General features: G+C 66.3%; 18 protein-coding genes. 7 read left to right on the top strand and 11 right to left on the bottom strand.

Features of this window, described 5'->3' with window-relative positions; genetic code table 11:
* Nucleotides 1–6: 6 nt before the first annotated feature.
* Both GJV37_RS11265 and GJV37_RS11260 read left to right on the top strand, forming a co-directional pair.
* Nucleotides 7–1,134: an HlyD family secretion protein gene (locus GJV37_RS11265; RefSeq protein WP_193452477.1), complete on the top strand. Its 1,128-nt coding sequence runs from the start codon at nt 7–9 to the stop codon at nt 1,132–1,134.
* A gap of 71 nt (nt 1,135–1,205) precedes the next feature.
* Nucleotides 1,206–2,693 carry a DHA2 family efflux MFS transporter permease subunit gene (locus GJV37_RS11260; RefSeq protein WP_205345940.1) on the top strand — a complete coding sequence of 496 codons (1,488 nt, stop codon included), beginning with the start codon at nt 1,206–1,208 and terminating at the stop codon, nt 2,691–2,693.
* Here the strand turns inward: GJV37_RS11260 and GJV37_RS11255 are convergent.
* The 3 genes from GJV37_RS11255 to GJV37_RS11245 all read right to left on the bottom strand — a co-directional run bounded on the left by GJV37_RS11255 (nt 2,687) and on the right by GJV37_RS11245 (nt 5,888).
* Nucleotides 2,687–3,589: a LysR family transcriptional regulator gene (locus GJV37_RS11255; RefSeq protein ID WP_037010157.1), complete on the bottom strand. Its 903-nt coding sequence runs from the start codon at nt 3,587–3,589 to the stop codon at nt 2,687–2,689. The genes GJV37_RS11260 and GJV37_RS11255 overlap by 7 nt on opposite strands.
* 73 nt (nt 3,590–3,662) lie before the next feature.
* Nucleotides 3,663–4,862 carry an MFS transporter gene (locus tag GJV37_RS11250; protein WP_084357749.1) on the bottom strand — a complete coding sequence of 400 codons (1,200 nt, stop codon included), beginning with the start codon at nt 4,860–4,862 and terminating at the stop codon, nt 3,663–3,665.
* Nucleotides 4,863–4,982: 120 nt separating this feature from the next.
* A complete protein-coding gene (locus GJV37_RS11245; protein WP_170858685.1) occupies nt 4,983–5,888 on the bottom strand; it encodes a LysR substrate-binding domain-containing protein in 906 nt (301 codons plus the stop codon).
* Nucleotides 5,889–5,994: 106 nt separating this feature from the next.
* Here GJV37_RS11245 and GJV37_RS11240 point away from each other — a divergent pair, with 106 nt between their 5' ends.
* On the top strand, nt 5,995–6,498 hold the full coding sequence (locus tag GJV37_RS11240; protein WP_170858684.1) for a GNAT family N-acetyltransferase: 504 nt from the start codon (nt 5,995–5,997) through the stop codon (nt 6,496–6,498).
* Nucleotides 6,499–6,515: 17 nt separating this feature from the next.
* Entirely contained in the window at nt 6,516–7,010 is a 495-nt protein-coding gene (locus tag GJV37_RS11235; RefSeq protein ID WP_170858683.1) for a GNAT family N-acetyltransferase, read from the top strand.
* Nucleotides 7,011–7,057: 47 nt separating this feature from the next.
* Here GJV37_RS11235 and GJV37_RS11230 read toward each other — a convergent pair whose 3' ends face one another.
* The 8 genes from GJV37_RS11230 to GJV37_RS11195 all read right to left on the bottom strand — a co-directional run bounded on the left by GJV37_RS11230 (nt 7,058) and on the right by GJV37_RS11195 (nt 17,355).
* The gene (locus GJV37_RS11230; protein WP_024762852.1) at nt 7,058–7,459 is read right to left on the bottom strand and encodes a YjjA family protein; all 402 of its coding nucleotides are present in this window, start codon (nt 7,457–7,459) and stop codon (nt 7,058–7,060) included.
* 71 nt (nt 7,460–7,530) lie between these two features.
* On the bottom strand, nt 7,531–8,619 hold the full coding sequence (locus GJV37_RS11225; protein ID WP_170858682.1) for a glycerophosphodiester phosphodiesterase: 1,089 nt from the start codon (nt 8,617–8,619) through the stop codon (nt 7,531–7,533).
* 145 nt (nt 8,620–8,764) lie between these two features.
* Nucleotides 8,765–10,957, bottom strand: a complete 2,193-nt coding sequence (katG, locus tag GJV37_RS11220) for a catalase/peroxidase HPI (protein ID WP_065084812.1) — start codon at nt 10,955–10,957, stop codon at nt 8,765–8,767.
* A 328-nt stretch (nt 10,958–11,285) separates the two neighbouring features.
* Complete coding sequence (locus GJV37_RS11215) at nt 11,286–13,139, bottom strand: amidohydrolase (RefSeq protein WP_193452476.1); 1,854 nt, start codon at nt 13,137–13,139, stop codon at nt 11,286–11,288.
* Between the two features lie 11 nt (nt 13,140–13,150).
* Complete coding sequence (locus GJV37_RS11210) at nt 13,151–13,969, bottom strand: alpha/beta fold hydrolase (protein WP_037009685.1); 819 nt, start codon at nt 13,967–13,969, stop codon at nt 13,151–13,153.
* An 80-nt stretch (nt 13,970–14,049) separates the two neighbouring features.
* Nucleotides 14,050–14,619: a putative antibiotic biosynthesis monooxygenase gene (locus tag GJV37_RS11205; protein ID WP_024762847.1), complete on the bottom strand. Its 570-nt coding sequence runs from the start codon at nt 14,617–14,619 to the stop codon at nt 14,050–14,052.
* Nucleotides 14,620–14,815: 196 nt separating this feature from the next.
* A complete protein-coding gene (locus tag GJV37_RS11200) occupies nt 14,816–16,195 on the bottom strand; it encodes an ATP-binding protein (RefSeq protein WP_170858679.1) in 1,380 nt (459 codons plus the stop codon).
* Between the two features lie 203 nt (nt 16,196–16,398).
* Nucleotides 16,399–17,355 (bottom strand): GlxA family transcriptional regulator, encoded by a 957-nt coding sequence (locus tag GJV37_RS11195; protein ID WP_164488255.1) that lies wholly within the window; start codon nt 17,353–17,355, stop codon nt 16,399–16,401.
* A 345-nt stretch (nt 17,356–17,700) separates the two neighbouring features.
* Here GJV37_RS11195 and GJV37_RS11190 point away from each other — a divergent pair, with 345 nt between their 5' ends.
* The 3 genes from GJV37_RS11190 to GJV37_RS11180 all read left to right on the top strand — a co-directional run bounded on the left by GJV37_RS11190 (nt 17,701) and on the right by GJV37_RS11180 (nt 20,098).
* Complete coding sequence (locus GJV37_RS11190; RefSeq protein WP_024762844.1) at nt 17,701–18,357, top strand: hydrolase; 657 nt, start codon at nt 17,701–17,703, stop codon at nt 18,355–18,357.
* 62 nt (nt 18,358–18,419) lie between these two features.
* Entirely contained in the window at nt 18,420–18,836 is a 417-nt protein-coding gene (locus GJV37_RS11185; protein ID WP_193452475.1) for a DoxX family protein, read from the top strand.
* Nucleotides 18,833–20,098, top strand: coding sequence for an OprD family porin (locus GJV37_RS11180; protein ID WP_037009679.1), 1,266 nt, complete (start codon nt 18,833–18,835; stop codon nt 20,096–20,098). The genes GJV37_RS11185 and GJV37_RS11180 overlap by 4 nt, the downstream gene beginning before the upstream one ends.
* Nucleotide 20,099 lies beyond the last annotated feature (1 nt).

The raw sequence follows: 20,099 nt of genomic DNA, 5'->3' as shown, positions 1-20,099 counted from the left end.
GCCGCCATGAACCAGCCCGTCACAATTCCCGCCACGCCGGCCGTCGACACGGCAAGACCGAAGTCGCGCAAGGCCCTCAAGCTCGCTGTCGCAGCGGCTGCCATCCTCGGCGCGGGCGCGTACGCCGGACACTGGTGGCTCGACGGTCGCTTCCTGGAAAAAACCGACGATGCCTATGTCGGCGGCGACGTAACGGTGATCAGCCCACGCGTCGCCGGCTACATCGCCGAGCTGAAGGTGAGCGACAACCAGTTGGTGCATGCCGGCGATCTGCTGGCGCGCATCGATGATCGCGATTACCGCGCCGCGCTGGCCAAGGCGGACGGCGCCGTGCATGCCGAGGAAGCGGCGCTGACCAATGTCGATGCCCGGGCCTCGCTGCAGGACGCGCTGATCCGCCAGAGCCAGGCGGAGATCGACGCGGCCGCTGCCGAGGAAGTGCGCACCCGCGACGACCAGCACCGCTACGCCACCCTGGTGCGCACCAATGCCGTGTCGGTGGAAGCCGCGCAACGCGCCGACGCCAGCTTCAAATCCGCCCGCGCCAACAGCGACAAGGCTCGCGCCAGCCTGCTCGCCGCACGCCGTCAGCTCGACGTGATCCAGAGCCAGCGGCAGCAGGCCCAGGCCGCCCTGGAGCAAGCCATCGCCGCCCGCGACCTGGCACGCCTGAACCTGAGCTACACCGAGCTGCGCGCCCCGGTGGACGGCTACATCGGCAACCGCCGCGCACGGGTCGGCAGCTATGTCGCCGCCGGTACGCAACTGCTGGCCGTCGTCCCCGCGCAGGGCCTGTGGGTGGATGCCAATTTCAAGGAGGACCAACTGGCCCGCATGCAGCCTGGCCAGGCGGTGGCCATCGAGGCCGACATCCTTCCCGGCAAGGTCTTCCATGGCCACCTGGACAGTCTCGCTCCGGCCACTGGCGCGCAGTTCAGCATCCTGCCGCCGGAGAACGCCACCGGCAACTTCACCAAGATCGTCCAGCGCGTGCCGGTACGCGTGCACCTGGACGACGCCGACGGTCGCCTCGGCAACCTGCGCCCCGGCCTTTCCGTGCTGGTGGAAGTGGATACCCGTGCCCATGACCATGGCGATGCCGACCAGCGCGTCGCCCAGAGCAACCGGCCGTGAGCCTCTGGAGCAACGAGGTGGTGCCGGTGGAAAGTCTTTCCACCGGGCGCAAGGTGATCTCCTTCGCCTGCATGTGCCTGGGCATGTTCATCGCCCTGCTGGACATCCAGATCGTCTCCGCTTCGCTGCGCGACATCGGTGGCGGACTATCGGCCGGCGCCGATGAACTGGCCTGGGTGCAGACCAGCTACCTGATCGCCGAGATCATCGTCATCCCGCTCTCCGGCTGGCTGTCCAAGGTGCTGTCCACACGCTGGCTGTTCGCCGCGTCGGCGCTGGGCTTCACCCTCACCAGCCTGCTCTGCGCCATGGCCTGGAATATCCAGAGCATGATCGCCTTCCGCGCACTGCAGGGCTTCCTCGGTGGCTCGATGATCCCCATGGTGTTCACCACCGGTTTCCTTTACTTCGACGGCAAGCAGCGGGTGATTGTCGCTGCCACCATCGGCGCCATCGCCTCCCTCGCGCCGACCCTCGGCCCGGTGGTCGGCGGCTGGATCACTGATATTTCCTCCTGGCCCTGGCTGTTCTACATCAATCTGGTGCCAGGGTTGTTCGTCGCCATCGTGGTGCCGATCATGGTGCGCATCGACAAGCCCGACCTGTCGCTGCTCAAGGGCGCCGACTACCCGGCGATCCTGCTGATGGCGCTGTTCCTCGGCTGCCTGGAATACACCATGGAGGAAGGTCCGCGCTGGAACTGGTTCAGCGACGACACCATCCGCGCCACCGCCTGGATCTCCGCACTGTGCGGCATCGCCTTCATCTACCGCAGCCTGACCGCAGCGCACCCCATCGTCGACCTGCGCGCCCTGAAGGAACGCAACTTCGCCCTCGGCTGCCTGTTCAGCTTCGTCACTGGCATCGGCATCTTCGCCACCATCTACCTCACGCCGCTGTTCCTCGGCCGTGTGCGCGGCTACGGCGCGCTGGACATCGGCCTGGCGATCTTCTCCACCGGGATCTTCCAGATCATGAGCATCCCGCTCTACGCCGCCCTTGCGCGGCGCGTCGACCTGCGCTGGATCCTGCTGCTGGGGATGGTGATGTTCACGCTATCGATGTACGAATTCGCCCCGCTGACCCACGACTGGGGCGCGGCGCAGCTGATGTTCCCGCAGGCCCTGCGCGGTATGGCCCAGCAGTTCTGCGTGGCGCCCACGGTGACACTGGCGCTCGGTTCGCTGCCCCCGGAACGCCTGAAGCTCGCTTCCGGGCTGTTCAACCTGATGCGCAACCTCGGTGGCGCCATCGGCATCGCTGCCTGCGCCACGGTGCTCAACGACCGCGCCAACCTGCACTTCCTGCGCCTGGCGGAGCACCTGAACAGCAGCAACGAGGCGCTCAACCAGTGGCTGGCACCGTCCATGGACCTCAATGGCGAACCCTCGCAACAGGCGCTGAAACACCTGTGGGACCTGACTTGGCGCGAGGCGCAGACACTGACCTTCGCCGATGCCTTCCTGCTGGTGGGCGCTTGTTTTGCGGTGACGCTGCTGCTGGTGCCGCTGATGCGCAAGATCGCCCCGCCCACGCAGCCCAGTGCGGACGCTCACTGAGCCGCGAGGATCTCCTCGAGGAACGCAACGAACACGCGGATGCGGCTGGAGTCGCGCAGGCTCGGCGGGTAGAGCGCGTTGATGCTGCTCACCGTGCTGCCGGGGTAGGTTTTGTAGTCCGTCAGCAGCCGCGTCAGCCGGCCACTGCGCACGTCCTCGGCGACCAGCCAGTCGGATAGCAATGCGATACCGCCGCCGGCCAGGGCGGCTTCCCGGAGAACGTCAGCATTGTTGCTCTGCAACCGCCCCTGCACATTCAGTGCCCAGGTTTCCCGGCCGTCACTGCAGGACCAGGTCGCGTGCGGGCCGCCGTAGTCGAAGCGCAGGCACGAATGCTCCATGAGTTCCAGCGGATGCCGGGGCATGCCCGCGCCGCGCAGGTAGTCGGGGCTCGCCACCAGCCAGCGATCGAACCGGCCGATGGGCCGGCTGATGATGTCGTCGCTGATCAGCGTCGCTCCCAGGCGCACGGACAGGTCGATCTGCTGTTTGGGGAGATCGACGAGCTGGTCGTTCAGCGACAGGCTGATCTCCAGTTCCGGGTACTGCGCCAGCAGGCGCCCCAGGTGTGGGGCAATGACACGCCGGCCGAACTCCACCGGTACGCTGACCCGCAGTCGCCCTTTCGCCTCGCGGCCGCGGTCACTGACCAGGCCGTCGGCCTCCACCAGCGCCTCGATGATCGCCACGGCCTTGTCGTAATAGGCCTGCCCGGCAAGGGTCGGGCTGCTGTGACGGGTGGTGCGATTGAGCAGCGCGGCACCCAGTTCCGCTTCCAGCGCCGCCACCTGGCGAGTCACTGAGGATGTCGCCACGCCCAGCTTGCGGGCCGCCGCCGAGTAGCCGCCGCAACGGACGGTCTCGACGAACATCGACAGGGCCTGCAGTTTGTCCATGGCGGGACTCCGGAAACGGGAAATCCCGGAGTTTACCCAATCGCCCCCGCCTTCGCCTTGCACGCCTGTGCTCTCAGGCGTGGCGCTCGCCGCGGAGCAGGAAGAGCAAGGTGGCGACGGCCGGAACGACTGCCACGCCAATGGCGAACGGCGTCCAGCTGATGGTTTCGTACAGCGGGCTGGCGACCAGCGAACCGAGCGCGCCACCGACGAAGATGCTGGTCATGTACACCGCATTCAGGCGTGCGCGGCTATGCGGGTCGAGTGCGTACACCTCGCGCTGGCCGAGCACCATGTTCAACTGCACGGCGAAATCCAGCAGCACAGCACAGACCACCAGCCAGAGGCATCCGGCACCGGGCAGCGCCCCGAGCAACAAGGCCAATGGCGCCAGCAGCAAGGCCACCAGGGTGCCCTTGAACGTGTGGCCGGCATCCGCCAGCCGCCCGGCGATGGGCGCAGCCACGGCGCCCACGGCACCGACCAGGGCAAACAGCGCGACCTGGGTCTGGCTGAAGCCGTGGTGGCGGATCAGTTCGATGGGCGCGATGGTCCAGAACGCGCTGAATGCAGCGAACAGCAGCCCCTGATAGAGCGCGCGTTCGCGCAGCACGGCGTAGCGCCGGGCCAGCGAGAACACCGAGCCGATCAGTTGCGGATAGGTGGCGCTGTGCGCCGGCAAGCGGCGCGGCAGCGCTATCGCCATCACCAGGGCGATCAGCAGCATCAGCAGCGACGCGGCAAGGAACACCCCGCGCCAGCCGAAGACCTCCGCCACCAGGCTCGACACCGGCCGCGACAGCAGGATACCCAGCAGCAGGCCGCCCATGATGTTGCCCACCACCCGGCCACGGGCCTCCTCCGGCGCCAGATGCGCGGCCAACGGTACGAGAATCTGCACCGCCACGGAGGTCAGGCCGATCAGCAGGGCGCAGGCCAGCAGCACCGACGGCGCACTCGCCAACCCGGCGCCGGCCAGGCACAGCGCCACCGCCAGGGTGAAACCGATCACCAGCTTGCGGTTCTCCAACAGGTCCGCCAGCGGCACCAGGAACAGCAGGCCGATGGCGTAGCCGAACTGGGTCAGCGAGACGATCAGGCTGGCGTGCTGGGTGGAGAGGCCGATGGCCGGGGCGATCAGCTCGACGATGGGTTGCGCGTAGTAGAGGTTGGCGACCACGGCGCCACAGCAGAACGCGAGCAGCGCGACCATCGCCGAGGAGAGGGTCGGCTGTGCATGGTCAGCCGGGTGGGAAGTCGAAGCGGAGTTCATGACCAATCCTTGAACGGGAAACAGTGCCCCCAGACTATGCCGGCAACCTTCCGGGCAGAATCGGTCGGGACGGCAACACAGCGGTGCGCAATACGCAACGCTGTCCACCGACGCGGCGCTTCAGGCCATATCGCTGTTGCTGAATTCCTCGGCCAGGAAGTCGATCAGCGTGCGCACCGAGGGCAACAGGCCACGGCGCGAAGGGAAGATCGCATGGACGATGCCGCACTTGGGCGACCAGCCCGGCAGCAGTTCAACCAGCCTGCCGGCAGACAGGTCCTCGCGCACCGCTACCCGCGGCACATGGGCGATGCCGACACCCGCGAGGACGGCGTTGCGCAGGGCCGGCAGGTCGTCGGTAACCATGCGCGGCCTGTGCGAGATGAGCAGGCGCTCACCCTCGTCGTTGAACAGTTCCCACTGGTACTCGCGCTGCATGCCGCCCCAGTGCAGGCTGGGCAATTGCCCAAAGCCCAGGGGCGAGCTGTCACCGGCCATGCGTTCGAGGAAGTCCGGACGCCCCACCAGGCACTGGGTACTGTTGCCCAGTACCTTCATCACCATGTCGGTGTTCTCCAGCGGCGGGAAACGCACGCGCAACGCGATGTCGAAGCCCTCGTGGAGCAGATCGACGCGGCGGTTGGTGCTCTCGATGAACAGTTCCACCAACGGGTACTTGAGCATATAGCGGGTGAGCATCGGGCCAACCCAGGAGTTGAGCAGCGTCGTCGGACAGGCCAGCCGAACGAGCCCGCGCGGCTCCGCACGGTTGCGCTCGATCACCTCCGAAGCGCCTTCCGCCTCGATGCGCATGGCCACGCAGCGCTGGTAATACTCCTGGCCGATCTCGGTCAGCGAGCAGAGCCGGCTGGTGCGGTGCAGCAGGCGCACGCCCAGACGCTCCTCCAGTTGGGCGATGCGCCGGCTGAGCTTGGACTTGGGAATGTCCAGCGCGCGGCCGGCGGCGGCGAAACCACCCTGCTCCACCACCTGGGTGAAATAATAGAGGGTGTTGAGGTCTTCCATGGATCGTTCTCCGCATGGAACGCTGGGGAAAACTGCGCAGCTTACCGTATCCCGTGGTGCGGGACGCGCTACAGTGTCCACCGACGAACACTCGAGAACACGTCCCATGGATTACGCCATTCGCCCTGAACGCCCCGAAGACGTCGCGATCATTCGCGAGGTGACCACCGCCGCGTTCGCCATGGCCGAGCACAGCAGCGGCACCGAAGGCGCCATCGTCGACGCCCTGCGCGCGGCGGGGGCGCTGAGGATTTCCCTGGTTGCGACGGAGGAAGACCAAGTGGTAGGCCATGTGGCTTTCTCTCCCGTCACCCTGGATGGCGCGGACATCGGCTGGTACGGGCTCGGGCCGGTTTCCGTGCGGCCTGACCTGCACGGCCTGGGACTTGGAGCGGCGCTGATCAGCGCCGGACTGGAGCGTCTTGAAAAGCTCGGTGCGAAAGGCTGCGTGGTGCTGGGCGAACCAGCCTACTACCGGCGATTCGGCTTTCGTCAGGACCCGGCGATCCACTATCAAGGCGTGCCGCCGGAGTACTTCATGGCCCTGTCGCTGGACGGTTCCAAAGCCAATGGCGAGGTCGCCTACCACAGCGGTTTTTCTGCCTCCTGAATCCGGAACTGCGCCTCATGCCCCTATCGATCCGCCTCGCCAGCGTTGCCGACATCGACAGCCTCTTCGACATTCGCACCAGCGTGCGGGAAAACCACTTGAGCCGCGAGCAGATGGCGGTGCTGGGTATCACGCCGGCGGTGCTGGCCGAGGCCATCCAGTCAGCAGCCTGTGCTTGGATCGCGGAAATCGACGGCATGGCCGTCGGCTTCGCCATGGTGGATATCGCGTCAGGAGAACTCTTCGCGCTGTTCGTGCGCCCGGAATACGAGGGCCACGGCGCAGGCCGCCAACTGCTGGGCATGGCCGAGTACCAGCTGTTCCGTGAACACGAGAACATCTGGCTGGTGACCGATGGCGGCGACGGTATTCGCGCCAATGCCTTCTACCGCAAGCACGGCTGGCAGTTGGCCGCGCGCCTGGATGAGCGCGATGTGCGTTATGAAAAAACGCGCTCGGCGCAAAGGCGCGGGGTGACCGGTGATCCGATCGCGGACGACGTCCGCTTCTAGAAAGGGTCGCCCTCTAAGGAAGCGGACTCACTGATTCGGCGCTCGGCTCAAAGCAGCGACTTGCCCTGGCTGAGCACCTTGTCGCACACCTGCCTGGTCACCTTTTCCTTGATACCGCTGCCGGACAGGTCGAGGCTCTTGCCGTCCTTGCCGGTGAGTATGCCCTTGGCGCCGTCCTTGTAGCCGCTGTCGCTGGTGGTGGTGTTGCCGGGCAGCTTGCCGAGCAGTTTGTCCTTCACCTGGGTCGCAGCATCGGCATTGAGGTAATTGTTCTTCGCACAGAATTCCAGGACCCCGGCGACGTTGCTACTGCTGCTGGAAGAGACCGAGGAAAGGTTGCCCAGGCCGCCAAGGCTGCCGGCGACATCGCCCAGGGACGCGGCCTGGGCCAGCGACCAGGGCAGCAGTGCGACAGCGAGGACCGCGGGAATCAGTTTGCGGGTAGTCATGGGAATCTCCTGACGAAGGACACGAAGTGAAAGACCACTGCGAGTGTAGTCCCCCTCCCGCAATACCTCTTTCAATAGCCCACCGACTTCAGCACCTCGTCCACGCCCTGGCTCGGTGGCCGGCCGAGGAACATCAGCAACTGGTCGGTGCGGTTGGTGAAGAAGCCATCCACGCCAGCCTTGCTCAGCTTGTCGAAGTCCACCGCGTCGTCGACGGCGTAGGCATGCACAAACAGGCCTCGCTCATGGGCGGCCTGGTTCATCCAGGGTTGCACCAGGTCCATGTAGCTCTGGTCGCCGCGAGCGGTAAGGGTCGCCGACGGGCCGGTGCCCAGGGCGCCGTTGGTCTTGGCCCAGTCGAGCCAGGCGAAGAGCTCTTCCTTGGACTTCACTTCCTGCCTGGCATAGAAGTCCGCTTTGATCTTCTCGCCGGACTGGGCAAAGGTGGTCGACTGCTTTGCCGCCATGTAGCCGTCGCCGACCCACAACAACAACACTTTCGGCACCTTCGGCATGCTCTTTTGCAGCAGTTCCAGGCTGCTCTTCTCGAAGGTCTGCAGCACGATTCTGCCCTGGGGCTCGCCGTCAGCATTGAGCCAGCCACGGTTCTCCAGGACCTTGCGCAGATCCTCCTCGATGCCGGGGAACTGGCCTGGTGCCTTGGTTTCCAGGTAAAGGCCCGGGGTCTCACCGCCGCCTTCGGCAATATCGATCAATTCATCGAGCGTGAGGATGCGCGCACCCGCGTACTTGGAGCGGGCACGCTCGGGATAGGCCATGTTGAACCAACTACCGGCGTCCAGGCGCTTGAGTTCGGCCAGGGTGAATCGGCTCACCGGATCCTTTTCGCGGCCAGGGAATACCTTGGCAATGTTGGTGGTGCGTTCCAGGGTGTCGTCGTGCACCGCCACCAGCACCCCGTCCTTGGTGCGCTGCAGGTCCGCTTCCAGGTAGTCCGCGCCCAGATCACGGGCGGCGAGATAGGCCGGTGCGGTTTCCTCCGGAGCATCGTGGGAGGCGCCGCGGTGGGCGATCACCGTCGGCCACGGAATGCCGGCGGCCTCGCTCAGGGCGCGGCCGGGCGACTCCGCGGCGCTGGCGGTGAAGCTGGCGGCAGCCAGCGCGAAGGTGCCCAGTACAGCGATGATGCGACGGCGCATGTGCGAACCCCCATTGGCTGGGTAACGGATTAGCGGCCCAGTCTGCCGCCGGCCTGTGAAACTCTTGCGACGGCCGGCACCCGCAACAACGACAAGGCCCGCGAACGATCGCTCGTCCGCGGGCCTTGTGCTCGTTGCTGCCCGATCAGCGCGGCAGGTCGAAGCGGTCGAGGTTCATCACCTTGGTCCAGGCCTTGACGAAGTCATGGACGAACTTGCGTTCGCCGTCCGAGCAACCATAGACCTCCGACAGCGCCCGCAGCTGGGAGTTTGATCCCAATAGCAGGTCGATGCGGCTGCCGGTCCACTTCGCTTCGCCGGTCTTGCGATCACGGCCTTCGAACTGCTCATTGGCGTCCGAGGTCGGTTTCCAGACCGTGGCCATGTCCAGCAGGTTGACGAAGAAGTCATTGCTCAGGGTGCCGGGACGCGTGGTGAACACGCCGTTCTGCGAGCCGCCGGTGTTGGCGCCGAGCACCCGCAGGCCGCCGATCAGTACGGTGACTTCCGGCGCGGTCAGGGTCAGCAGTTGCGCCTTGTCGATCAGCAACGCCTCCGCCGGCACCGCGAACTTCGACTTGAGGAAGTTGCGGAAGCCGTCGGCCACCGGTTCCAGCATGCCCACCGAGTGCACGTCGGTCTGCTCCTGGCTGGCGTCCATGCGGCCCGGCGCAAAGGGTACGCTGACGGAGTGCCCCCCTTTGCGCGCGGCCTCTTCCACGGCGGCATCACCGGCCAGCACGATCAGGTCGGCCAGGGAGATCTTCTTGCCGCCAGTAGCGGAGGCGTTGAATTCCGCCTGGATTTCGCCCAGCACGCCGAGCACCTTGGCCAGCTGCTCCGGCTGGTTCACCGGCCAGTCCTTCTGCGGCGCCAGGCGAATGCGCGCGCCGTTGGCGCCGCCGCGCTTGTCCGAACCACGGAAGGTGGAGGCCGAGGCCCAGGCCGTGGAGACCAGCTCGGAAATCGACAGGCCCGAGGCCAGTACCTTGGCCTTGAGCGCAGTGATGTCCTTCTCGTCCACCAGCGGATGGTCGACCGGCGGGATCGGATCCTGCCAGATCAGTTCCTCTTTCGGTACTTCCGGCCCCAGGTAGCGGGCCAGCGGGCCCATGTCGCGATGGGTCAGCTTGAACCAGGCGCGGGCGAAAGCGTCGGCGAACGCCTCGGGATCTTCGTAGAAGCGCCGGGCAATCTTCTCGTAGACCGGGTCCACGCGCAGGGAGATGTCGGTGGTGAGCATCGACGGCGCACGACGCTTGGACTTGTCGTGCGCATCGGGAATGCTGCCGGCGCCGGCGCCGTTCTTCGGCTGCCACTGGTGCGCGCCGGCCGGGCTCTTGGTCAGTTCCCACTCATAGCCGAACAGGTTCCAGAAGAAGTTGTTGCTCCAGCGCGTCGGCGTCGACGTCCAGGTGACTTCCAGGCCGCTGGTGATGGCGTCGCCGCCGGAGCCGGTGCCGAATGTGCTGACCCAGCCCAGCCCCTGGTTCTCCAGGCCGCCGGCTTCCGGGTCGACCCCGACGTTGTCCGCCGGGCCCGCGCCGTGGGTCTTGCCGAAAGTGTGGCCGCCGGCGATCAGGGCGACGGTTTCCTCGTCGTCCATGGCCATGCGGGCGAAGGTCTCGCGGATGTCTCGGGCGGCAGCCACCGGGTCGGGGTTGCCGTTGGGGCCTTCCGGGTTCACGTAGATCAGGCCCATCTGCACCGCGGCCAGCGGGTTCTCAAGGTCGCGGTCGCCGGTGTAGCGCTTGTCGCCACCCAGCCAGGTGGTCTCTTCGCCCCAGTACACGTCCTGGTCCGGTTCCCAGACGTCCTCACGGCCGCCGGCGAAGCCGAAGGTCTTGAAGCCCATGGACTCCAGGGCGACGTTGCCGGTGAGGACGATCAGGTCGGCCCAGGACAGCTTGGCGCCGTACTTCTGCTTGATCGGCCAGATCAGCCGACGGGCCTTGTCCAGGCTGACGTTGTCCGGCCAGCTGTTGAGCGGAGCGAAGCGTTGCTGGCCACGACCGGCGCCGCCACGGCCATCGCCGATGCGGTAGGTGCCGGCGGCATGCCAGGCCATGCGGATGAACAGTGGGCCGTAGTGGCCGAAGTCGGCGGGCCACCAGTCCTGGGAGTCGGTCATCACGGCGCGCAGGTCGGCCTTCACCGCTTCCAGGTCGAGCGTCTTGAAGGCCTCGGCATAGTTGAAGTCCTCGCCCATGGGGTTGGACTTGGAAGAATGCTGGTGCAGCAGGTCCAGCCTCAGCTGGTTGGGCCACCAGTCACGGTTGGAAGTACCACCACCAGCGGTCTGGTGGAACGGGCAGCTACCTTTCTTTTCTTCACTCATTGCAGGCTCCTTGGGGGCGCCTATCGTTGGCGCCTTGTATTCGCACAACCCATCAGAAGATAGATCAAACGGGGCGGGCTGCTATTGCAGTTTTCGATTGGCGGAAGCGGTAAAAGGCTATCGATGAAGGGTGGCCAAAGGCCTCATCGCGGGAGACGTTAACGGACGCAGTTGTCATCGATGGTGCAGGAGCGAGCTTGCTCGCGAACCCGCTTCACGTAGGCGTGACGCTCCAGGGCGACTCGCGAGCAAGCTCGCTCCTACAAAGAACCTCGCCCATTGGATGAACGATTACAATCCGGCCCTCGCGGGCCGGACTCTCACACCGTCAGAATGCGAAGCAGGAACAGCCGAACGCGCCCCAGAAGCCGGCGAAGTCGCTCACCGGCACGTCTTTCGTGCGCGCACGCTCGTGGCTGTGCCCATGCACGCCGCAGGAACCGACGCACTGGTGCACGGCCTGCTGCAACGGGGCCTGCGGGCGCCAGTGGCCAGGGACCGTGGCCACCGGGGACCACTCCGGCACCACCGGGATGCTCGGCGGAGCCAGCTTGTCGAACTCGCGGTCGCCATGGACGATCTTGCCGCCGACGACGGTGAGCACGGACTCGATGGTCTTGATCGCCTCTTCCTCGACGCTGAAGAAGTCCTCCGACAGCACCGCCAGGTCAGCCAGCTGGCCAGCCTTGAGCATGCCCTTCTTGCCCTGCTCGCTGGAGAACCAGGCGCTGCCGTGGGTGAACAGCTGGATCGCCACTTCGCGCGACAGCCCTTCCGGGTACAGGCTCAGGCCGCCCACGGTCTTGCCGCTGACCATCCAGTACAGCGAGGTCCAGGGGTTGTAGCTGGAGACACGGGTGGCGTCGGTGCCGGCGCCGACGGGAACGCCTTCGGCGAGCATGCGCTTGATCGGCGGCGTGGCCTCGGCGGCCTGCTTGCCATAACGGTCGACGAAATACTCGCCCTGGAAGGCCATGCGGTCCTGGATGGCGATGCCGCCACCCAGCGCCCTCACCCGCTCGATGTTCTTCGGCGTGATGGTCTCGGCATGGTCGAAGAACCACGGCAGGCCATTGAACGGGATATCGCGGTCGACCTTCTCGAACACGTCGAGCATGCGCGAAATGGACTCGTCATAGGTGGCATGCAGGCGGAACGGCCAGCGCTGCTCCACCAGGTGGCGCACCACCGGCTCCAGCTCGGCTTCCATGGTGCCGGGCAGGTCCGGGCGCGGTTCGAGGAAGTCCTCGAAGTCGGCCGCCGAGAACACCAGCATCTCGCCCGCACCGTTATGGCGCAGGAAGTCGGTGCCCTGGCCGTAGGTCACGCTGGAGGTCCAGTTCCGGAAGTCCGCCAGCTCTTCCTTGGGCTTCTGGGTGAACAGGTTGTAGGCGATGCGTACGGTGAGCTGGTCGGCGTCGGCCAGCTGCTGGATCACCTGGTAGTCGTCCGGGTAGTTCTGGAAGCCGCCGCCGGCATCGATCACGCTGGTCAGGCCCAGGCGGTTCAGCTCGCGCATGAACTGGCGGGTCGAGTTGACCTGGTACTCCAGCGGCAGCTTCGGCCCCTTGGCCAGGGTCGCGTAGAGAATCATCGCGTTGGGGCGGGCAATCAGCATGCCGGTGGGCTCGCCGTTGCTGTCGCGGACGATCTCGCCGCCGGGCGGGTTCGGCGTGTCCTTCGTATAGCCGACGACGCGCAGCGCGGCGCGGTTGAGCAGCGCGCGGTCATAGAGGTGCAGGACGAACACCGGGGTGTCCGGCGCCGCCTGGTTCAGCTCCGAGAGGGTCGGCATGCGCTTCTCGGCGAACTGGAACTCGTTCCAGCCGCCGACCACCCTCACCCATTGCGGCGACGGCGTGCGCTGTGCCTGCAGGCGCAGCATTTCCAGGGCGTCGTGCAGCGACGGCACGCCTTCCCAGCGCAGCTCCAGGTTGTAGTTCAGGCCGCCGCGGATCAGGTGCAGGTGCGAGTCGTTGAGGCCGGGGATGACGGTACGGCGATTGAGGTCGACCAGTTTCGTCGAGGCGTCGCGATAGGCCATCGCCTGGGCGTCGGTGCCCACGACGAGAAACTTGCCGTCAGCGATGGCCACGGCGGTGGCGTGCGGGCGCTCGGGATCGACGGTGTGCAGCTTGCCGTTGAACAGGATCAGGTCTGCATTGCGCTCTGCGTTACTCATGTTCGTGACCCTCAGCGTTGCAGGAAGGCCAGCAGGTCTTCGTTGAGTTGTTGCGTGTGAGTGACGGCGAACCCATGGGGAGCACCGGCGTAGACTTTCAGTTCAGCACCCTGGATCTGTTCGGCAGCCAGCTTTCCGGTAGTCTCGAACGGCACGATCTGGTCATCATCGCCATGGATCACCAGGGTCGGCACGTCGACCTTGGCCAGGTCGGCACGGAAGTCGGTCTCGGAGAAGGCGCCGACGCAATCGATGGTGCCCTTGAGCGAGGCCAGCAGCGCGATGTTCAGCGTCTGGGCGAGCACGCCGTCGGAGACTTTCTGGCCATGGTTGGTGCCGTAGAACGGCGCGGCGAAGTCGGCGATGAACTGCGCGCGATCCTGCAGCAGGCCGGCCTTGATACCGTCGAATACAGCCCCGTCGACCCCCTGTGGGAAGTCGGCGGCCTTGCCGAAGATCGGGGTAACCGCGCCCAGCAGCACCAGGCCGGCGACGCGCGAGGTGCCGTGGCGGCCAATGTAGCGGCTGACGTCGCCGCCGCCCATGGAGAAGCCCACCAGCGTGACCTCGCGCAGGTCAAGGTGCTCGATCAGGCCGGCGATGTCGTCGGCGAAGGTGTCGTAGTCGTAGCCGTCCCACGGCTGGCTGGAACGACCGAAACCGCGGCGGTCGAAGGCGATGGTGCGGTAGCCGCGGCTGCTCAGGTACTGCATCTGGTATTCCCACATGTCGCCGTCCAGTGGCCAGCCGTGGCTGAACAGCACGGGTTTGCCGCTGCCCCAATCCTTGTAATAGATCTCGGTGCCGTCGCGGGTGACGAAAGTGCTCATGGAAACTCCTCTGCCTGCCATGCAGGACGATGTGGGGACGGGCGCCAGGGCGCCCCGTGAGGGGAAAGTCAGGGGAAAGATCAGTCGGCGTTGAGCCAGCCGGCGCAATGCCGGGTCACCCAGGGCATGATCAGATAGACCACCGGGAGGACGATGCACAGGGTTACCAGCAGGTTGCTCGGCACCACGCCGGCCAGCACAGGGAAGCGCTCGAACGCGGGCCCCCAGAGCGGCGGAATGACCATGGTCAGCGGGCTGATCACCAGGTAGGTGAGCAGCGCCTGCTTCCATTTCGGTGGCTGGCGAACGTTGCCGTGCTCGGGGGTGAACCAGAATTCGGCGTCGTTGTGGATCAGCGGGTGGTCACCCTCCTCCAGCAGCGGCAGGACCTCGGCGACCAGCTCGGCACGCTCGCGGGAGTCGATCCAGGCTTGCAGCTGGCCGGCCCGGGCGAAACGCACCACGGTGGTGAACATCGCGCCTTCGCCGTCGGGGCGGATCACGTTCACGCCCAGGTGGCCGGGCTGCTGGCGCGCAGCGGCAACGGTGCGGCGCAGCCAGGCTTCATAGCTGGGCAGGGCTTCGCAGCGCACCTTGTGGTGGACCACCAGCGTCACCACGCTGTTCAGATCGATGGCTTCGGCGCTCATGGGTGTTCCGGGCTCGGGGTTGAGGTCCGGTCACTATGGCTGCGGTCGCGGCTGGCCTATTGGACGCATGTGCTGGGTTGGGCTTTTGCTTTTCCAGGGTGACGAACCCGGAACGGGCTATCGCCGACAGGGCGGGCTACCTTGCGGTGACAGAGTTTTCGAGTCCGCCCCCGCGCTTGGGTAATCGAAGGTGCGATTAAGCGGCGCTGATAGCCAATTCGGTCACATCGACCTGCCGCATATACGCCCGCGCCGTGTGGGGCAACCGGTAGCGTACCTCGCACTCGCCCTGCTCCACCCATAGCAGCGACTTGTCCGCCAGTTGGCGCACCGCCGCGAATGCACATTCGCGGCACAGGGGATTGCCATCGAGCGAGGCCACGGCCGCGTCGAGCGTGAAGTCCTCGTCCAGTTGCGCGAGCAGGCGAAGGCAGCGTTGCTCGGCAACATCCAGCAACCCGTAGCTCCAGTCATAGGTCGCCCGCAGGCTCTGCTGCCGCGCCGGCGCGGTACGGCGGCCGGGCATCAGCAGTTGCATGGGCGTATCCAGCAGGGCCGGCAGCCCGGTGAGACCGAGGATGCCCACCTGCCGCGCCGCCATCTCGATGGCCAGGGGTATGCCGTCCAGGCGCCGGCAGATATCGATGATCGCGCGCACCTGGCCCGGCTTGAGTTCGAAGCGGTCGCAGACTTCCCGCGCACGCATCACGAACAGCTGAACCGCCGAACTGCACATGGCCAGTGCCAGGGGCGCGTCGTCCTGCGCGGGCACCTCCAGCGGCGGCAGGCGCAACACATGTTCGCCTTCCGCGCGCAACGGCTCGCGGCTGGTGGCAAGAATGCTCAGCGCCGGATGCAGGCGCAACAGGTACTCCACCGCCTCGGCGCAGCGCTCGGCAAGGTGCTCGCAGTTATCCAGCAACAGCAGGGTCGGCTCCTGCACCGGCTCGCGCAGGAGGACGGCGAGGTTCTGGCTGAGGGAGATGCCATCCGGGTCGATGGACAGATCGAGGAAGCGCACCTGGCTGAAATGCTTGTGCAGCGACTCGGCGCAGTGGATCGCCAGCGAGGTCTTGCCCATGCCCCCAGGGCCGACCAGGGTCAGCAGGCGCGTCGCGGGCAGCTGCCTCACCACCCGTTCCAGCAGCGCCTGGCGGCCGACCAGGCCCATCAGCAGCACCGGCAGGTTGCTGGCGCGCACCTCGCAAGGCAGTGCGACAGCCTGTACCGGGGCGGTGACGGTTTCCACCACACCGACGAAGCCATAACCACGCAGCGGCACGTTGGCGATGTAGCGTTCGCCGGTGCGGCCTTCGCCGAGGGCGCGACGCAGGGCGGCGATGTGTACGCGCAGGTTGATCTCTTCGACCACGGTGTTGCCCCACACCTGGGCGATGATCGTATCCTTGCCGATGATCTCACCGGGCTGGCGGATCAGCACCTGGAGAATGTCCAGCGCCCGGCTGCCGATGCGCACCGGGCGGTCCCCCTGCAGCAGCTGGCGCTTGTAGGGATGAAACTGGAAGCGACCGAACTGCAGGATGGTCTCGGTGCGGTTTTCCGTGCTTTCGCTCATGTCCTGCTCACGTCTTTAGTCCGACGGATCGCTCTACAACAAGGCCTCCAGGCGATCTGGTCAGAACCGAGGTGACGCGCCCCTGATTGGTGGTCAGGGTATTTTCCCGTCCTCGTGTGACAGCGCAATTCCCGCAGGGGGAAGGATTCGGCCAACTAGGGTGCGCCGGACGGTCAACCGGCATGAAATGCGGCGCACTGCCATCAGGCGAAGCCGAACTGCTCGCGGTACTGGCTCGGCGTCATGCCGATGCGTTCGCCGAAGACCGTGCGCATGTGCCGGGGGCTGCCGAAGCCGCTGCGACAAGCCACCTGCTTGAGTGGCAGGTCGCTGCTTTCCAGCAGCTTGCGCGCGTGGTCGATGCGCGCGCTCTGCACGTACTGCATGGGCGTCATGCTGGTCTCGCGCTGGAAGGCACGGGCGAAGTTGCGCGGGCTCATGGCCACCTGCTCGGCCAGGCGATTCACCGTCAGCGGCTCGTCGATGTGGTCCACCACGAAGGCCTGTGCGCGGGCGATCACCGAGCCGTCGCGCACCACCGACACCAGCAGCGGGCCGAACGGCGTCTGCCCGCCCTGGCGCTTGAGCACCACCAGCAGCACCTTGGCGACTTCCAGCGCGATGTCCTTGCCGTGGTCCTCGGCGACGACGGCCAGCGCCATGTCGATGCCGGCGGTGACCCCGCCGGAAGTGATCAGGTTGCGGTCGATGACGTAGATACGCTCGGCCTGCACCTGGGTGCGCGGGTACAGCTGTGCCAGGCGCTCCAGGTAATTCCAGTGGGTGGTGCAACGGTAGCCGTCAAGCAACCCGGCCGCGCCGAGCAGGAAGGCTCCGGTGCACACCGCGCCATAGCGTTTCGCCGCGCGCGCCGCTGCCGGCAGCCCGGCAGTGAGCGCCTCGTTGCGGCCGTTGTAGGCGCCCGGCCCGCCGGGCACCAGCAGCAGGTCGACGCCCGCCAGCAGTGCTTCCAGCGGCAGGTCCGCGCTCATCTTCAGGCCGCTGGAGGCGCGCACGGCCTCGGGCTTCGCCGCCACCGTCAGCAACCGGTAGTGCTGCTCCGGCGGCAGGTAGCGGTTCGCCATGGAGAACACCTCCATCGGCCCCGTTACATCCAGCGCCAGCACATCGTCGTACAGCACCATGGCCACTGTTTTCATTCTTCTACTCGCACGCAAGCGGGGCTTGGCGGTCTCGCGTGCCCCGGTATGGAAAAAACCACTGTACCCATTCGCCACGACGGCGAATCGCACGTTTGCATCATTCTCCGCCAGGTGGGCCGAGCACACAGGTCCAATAATTGGCGGGGCGGCGGAACCATAGTCTGCCCATCAACGCCCTCGGGCGGGCCTTGCAGAACTGCAAAGTGGCCGTGCAAGGCTGTCTGTTCCGCGCCTTTCGCCGATCGGCAAAGATGCGTCCACGGTTCGGCACCGGCTACGGCAGTCCGGGCCCATCGATCACTCGAACCTCATCCACCCACGCCATCCACAAGGACCATCGCCATGACCGCCATCGCCAAAGCCGTTCCCGGCAAGACCCTGCTCAACCCCACCGACCACACCCTGATCATGATCGACCACCAGTCGCAGATGTCCTTCGCGACCAAGTCCATCGACGCCGTGACCCTGCGCAACAACGCCGCCCTGGTGGCCAAGGCGGCCAAGGAGTTCGACGTTTCCACCATCCTCACCACCGTCGCCGAGAAGAGCTTCTCCGGCCCGATCTTCGATGAGATCAAGTCGGTCTTCCCCGAGCACAACGTCATCGACCGCACCAGCATGAACACCTGGGAAGACCCGCGCATCGCCGTGGAAGTGAACAAGTTCGGCAAGCAGAAGATCGTCCTGGCCGGCCTCTGGACCTCCGTGTGCATCGTCGGCCCGGCCCTGTCGGCCATTGACCAGGGCTTCGAGGTCTACGTCATCGCCGACGCCTGTGGCGACGTCTCCACCGAGGCCCACGAAATGGCCCTGCAACGAATGATCCAGCTGGGTGCCCGCCCGATGACCTCCCTGCAGTACCTGCTGGAGCTGCAACGCGACTGGGCCCGCGGCGAGACCTACGATGCCACCGTGAAGACCTCCATCGAGCATGGCGGCGCCTACGGCCTGGGCCTGATCTACGCCAAGACCATGTTCAACGCCAGCGAAGGCCACTGAGCCCGGGCACCGGATAGGGGCGGCATTGCTGCCCCTTTTTCATTTGCAGGATTGACGACACCATGCCGACCCCCGACCGCTCCGGCGCGCTAGCGCTGCTGTTCATGCGCGTTGCCGCCGCCCTGCTGCTGCTCCAGGTGCACGGGCTGCCCAAGCTGCTGCACTGGCAAAGCGAGCTGCAGCACATCGAAGACCCCTTCGGCCTCGGCGCGGCGCCAACCCTGGTGCTGGCGGTGTTCGCCGAAGTGCTCTGCCCGATCCTGCTGATCCTCGGCGTGTTCGCCCGCCTCGCCTGCCTGCCGGTGATCGCCGTGCTGCTGGTGGCACTGGTGTTCGTGCACCCGCAGTGGTCGCTGGAGGAAGGCCAGTTCGCCTGGTGGATGCTGATTCTTTTCGCCGGTCTGGCGATTGCCGGGCCGGGAAGCTATCGCCTCGCCCTGCCCCGCCCTAGCGCCCTCCACACGGAGCCCGGACCGTGAGAAACGCCCTGCTTCCCTGCGCCCTGGCGTTCGCCTGCGTTCCGGTCCACGCCGCCGACTGGTCGCTTCTGTCGCGCAATTACTTCCTCGACAACGACTACCGCAGCCCCGGCCCCAACGGCCAGAGCCTGCGCCGCGAATGGGCGCAGGGTTTCATCGGCAAGTTCAGCAGCGACGTCACGCCCGGTACCATCGGCCTGGGCGTCGATGCCCATGCCTTCCTCGGCCTGAAGCTCGATGGCGGGCGCGGCCACGCCGGCACCGGCCTGCTACCGCTGGACAGCGACGGCCGCAGCGAGAGCGATTACTCCGATGCGGGTGCCGCGCTGCGTCTGGTGCACGAAAAAACCAGCCTGGCCTGGGGCGAAATGGAAGTGGAGACGCCGGTATTCGACACCGGCGACAAGCGCCTGCAACCCGAGTACGCCACCGGCTGGTTTCTCGACGACAGGAGCCTGCCGGGCCTGCGCCTGCAAGCCGGGCGCTTCACCGCCTTCAAGAACCAGAATTCCAGCTCCAGCCACGGCGAATTCGAAGGCTACGGCGCCAGTACCCGCTTCGGCGGCCTGAGCCTGGCCGGCGCCACCTGGAGCGCACCCGATGCGAACTGGGGAGGTGCACTCTATGCCAGCCAACTGGACGACGTCTGGCGCCAGGGCTACGCCAACCTCAATGGCCGAGTCGGTCGCTGGTCGGTGGACGCCAACCTGTACAAGACCGGCGACACCGGCAGCGCCCGCGCCGGCAACATCGACACCCTGGCGTGGAGCCTGCTGGGCAAGGTCGCCCTGGGCAGCCACGCACTGAGCCTTGCCTACCAGAAAGTCAACGGCGACACACCCTTCGACTTCGTCGGCGGCGACTCCATCTACCTCGCCAACTCCATCAAGTACGCCGACTTCAACGGCCCCGGTGAGCACTCCTGGCAAGCGCGTTACCAGTGGGACGGCGCCAGCGCCGGGCTTGCCGGCCTGACTCTGTCCGCGCGCTACGTACGCGGCAGTGGCATCGACGGCACCCATGCCCCGTGCGGGGGTGCCTACAACCCCCTGGATGGCGCCACCTGCCAGCCGACCTACGGCGACGGCGGGCGCCACTGGGAACGCGACCTGGACCTGCGCTACGTGGTCCAGTCCGGTCCGGCCAAAGACCTGGCCCTGAGCTTCGCGCAAGTCTCGCACCGCGCCAACGACGCCCAGGGCGGAGCGGATATCGACCGCCTCTACGTGATCATCGAGTATCCGCTCAAGGGCGCGTTCTGAC

The sequence above is a fragment of the Pseudomonas nitroreducens genome (assembly GCF_010994165.1).
GTDB classification, from domain to species: Bacteria; Pseudomonadota; Gammaproteobacteria; order Pseudomonadales; family Pseudomonadaceae; genus Pseudomonas; species Pseudomonas nitroreducens.
This window is presented reverse-complemented; position numbering and strand designations above follow the sequence as displayed.

Coding starts and splice junctions, on each gene's coding strand:
- GJV37_RS11265 (WP_193452477.1), top strand. CDS start 7: ATGAACCAGCCCGTCACAATTCCCGCCACGCCGGCCGTCGACACGGCA.
- GJV37_RS11260 (WP_205345940.1), top strand. CDS start 1,206: ATGTGCCTGGGCATGTTCATCGCCCTGCTGGACATCCAGATCGTCTCC.
- GJV37_RS11255 (WP_037010157.1), bottom strand. CDS start 3,589: ATGGACAAACTGCAGGCCCTGTCGATGTTCGTCGAGACCGTCCGTTGC.
- GJV37_RS11250 (WP_084357749.1), bottom strand. CDS start 4,862: ATGAACTCCGCTTCGACTTCCCACCCGGCTGACCATGCACAGCCGACC.
- GJV37_RS11245 (WP_170858685.1), bottom strand. CDS start 5,888: ATGGAAGACCTCAACACCCTCTATTATTTCACCCAGGTGGTGGAGCAG.
- GJV37_RS11240 (WP_170858684.1), top strand. CDS start 5,995: ATGGATTACGCCATTCGCCCTGAACGCCCCGAAGACGTCGCGATCATT.
- GJV37_RS11235 (WP_170858683.1), top strand. CDS start 6,516: ATGCCCCTATCGATCCGCCTCGCCAGCGTTGCCGACATCGACAGCCTC.
- GJV37_RS11230 (WP_024762852.1), bottom strand. CDS start 7,459: ATGACTACCCGCAAACTGATTCCCGCGGTCCTCGCTGTCGCACTGCTG.
- GJV37_RS11225 (WP_170858682.1), bottom strand. CDS start 8,619: ATGCGCCGTCGCATCATCGCTGTACTGGGCACCTTCGCGCTGGCTGCC.
- katG (WP_065084812.1), bottom strand. CDS start 10,957: ATGAGTGAAGAAAAGAAAGGTAGCTGCCCGTTCCACCAGACCGCTGGT.
- GJV37_RS11215 (WP_193452476.1), bottom strand. CDS start 13,139: ATGAGTAACGCAGAGCGCAATGCAGACCTGATCCTGTTCAACGGCAAG.
- GJV37_RS11210 (WP_037009685.1), bottom strand. CDS start 13,969: ATGAGCACTTTCGTCACCCGCGACGGCACCGAGATCTATTACAAGGAT.
- GJV37_RS11205 (WP_024762847.1), bottom strand. CDS start 14,619: ATGAGCGCCGAAGCCATCGATCTGAACAGCGTGGTGACGCTGGTGGTC.
- GJV37_RS11200 (WP_170858679.1), bottom strand. CDS start 16,195: ATGAGCGAAAGCACGGAAAACCGCACCGAGACCATCCTGCAGTTCGGT.
- GJV37_RS11195 (WP_164488255.1), bottom strand. CDS start 17,355: ATGAAAACAGTGGCCATGGTGCTGTACGACGATGTGCTGGCGCTGGAT.
- GJV37_RS11190 (WP_024762844.1), top strand. CDS start 17,701: ATGACCGCCATCGCCAAAGCCGTTCCCGGCAAGACCCTGCTCAACCCC.
- GJV37_RS11185 (WP_193452475.1), top strand. CDS start 18,420: ATGCCGACCCCCGACCGCTCCGGCGCGCTAGCGCTGCTGTTCATGCGC.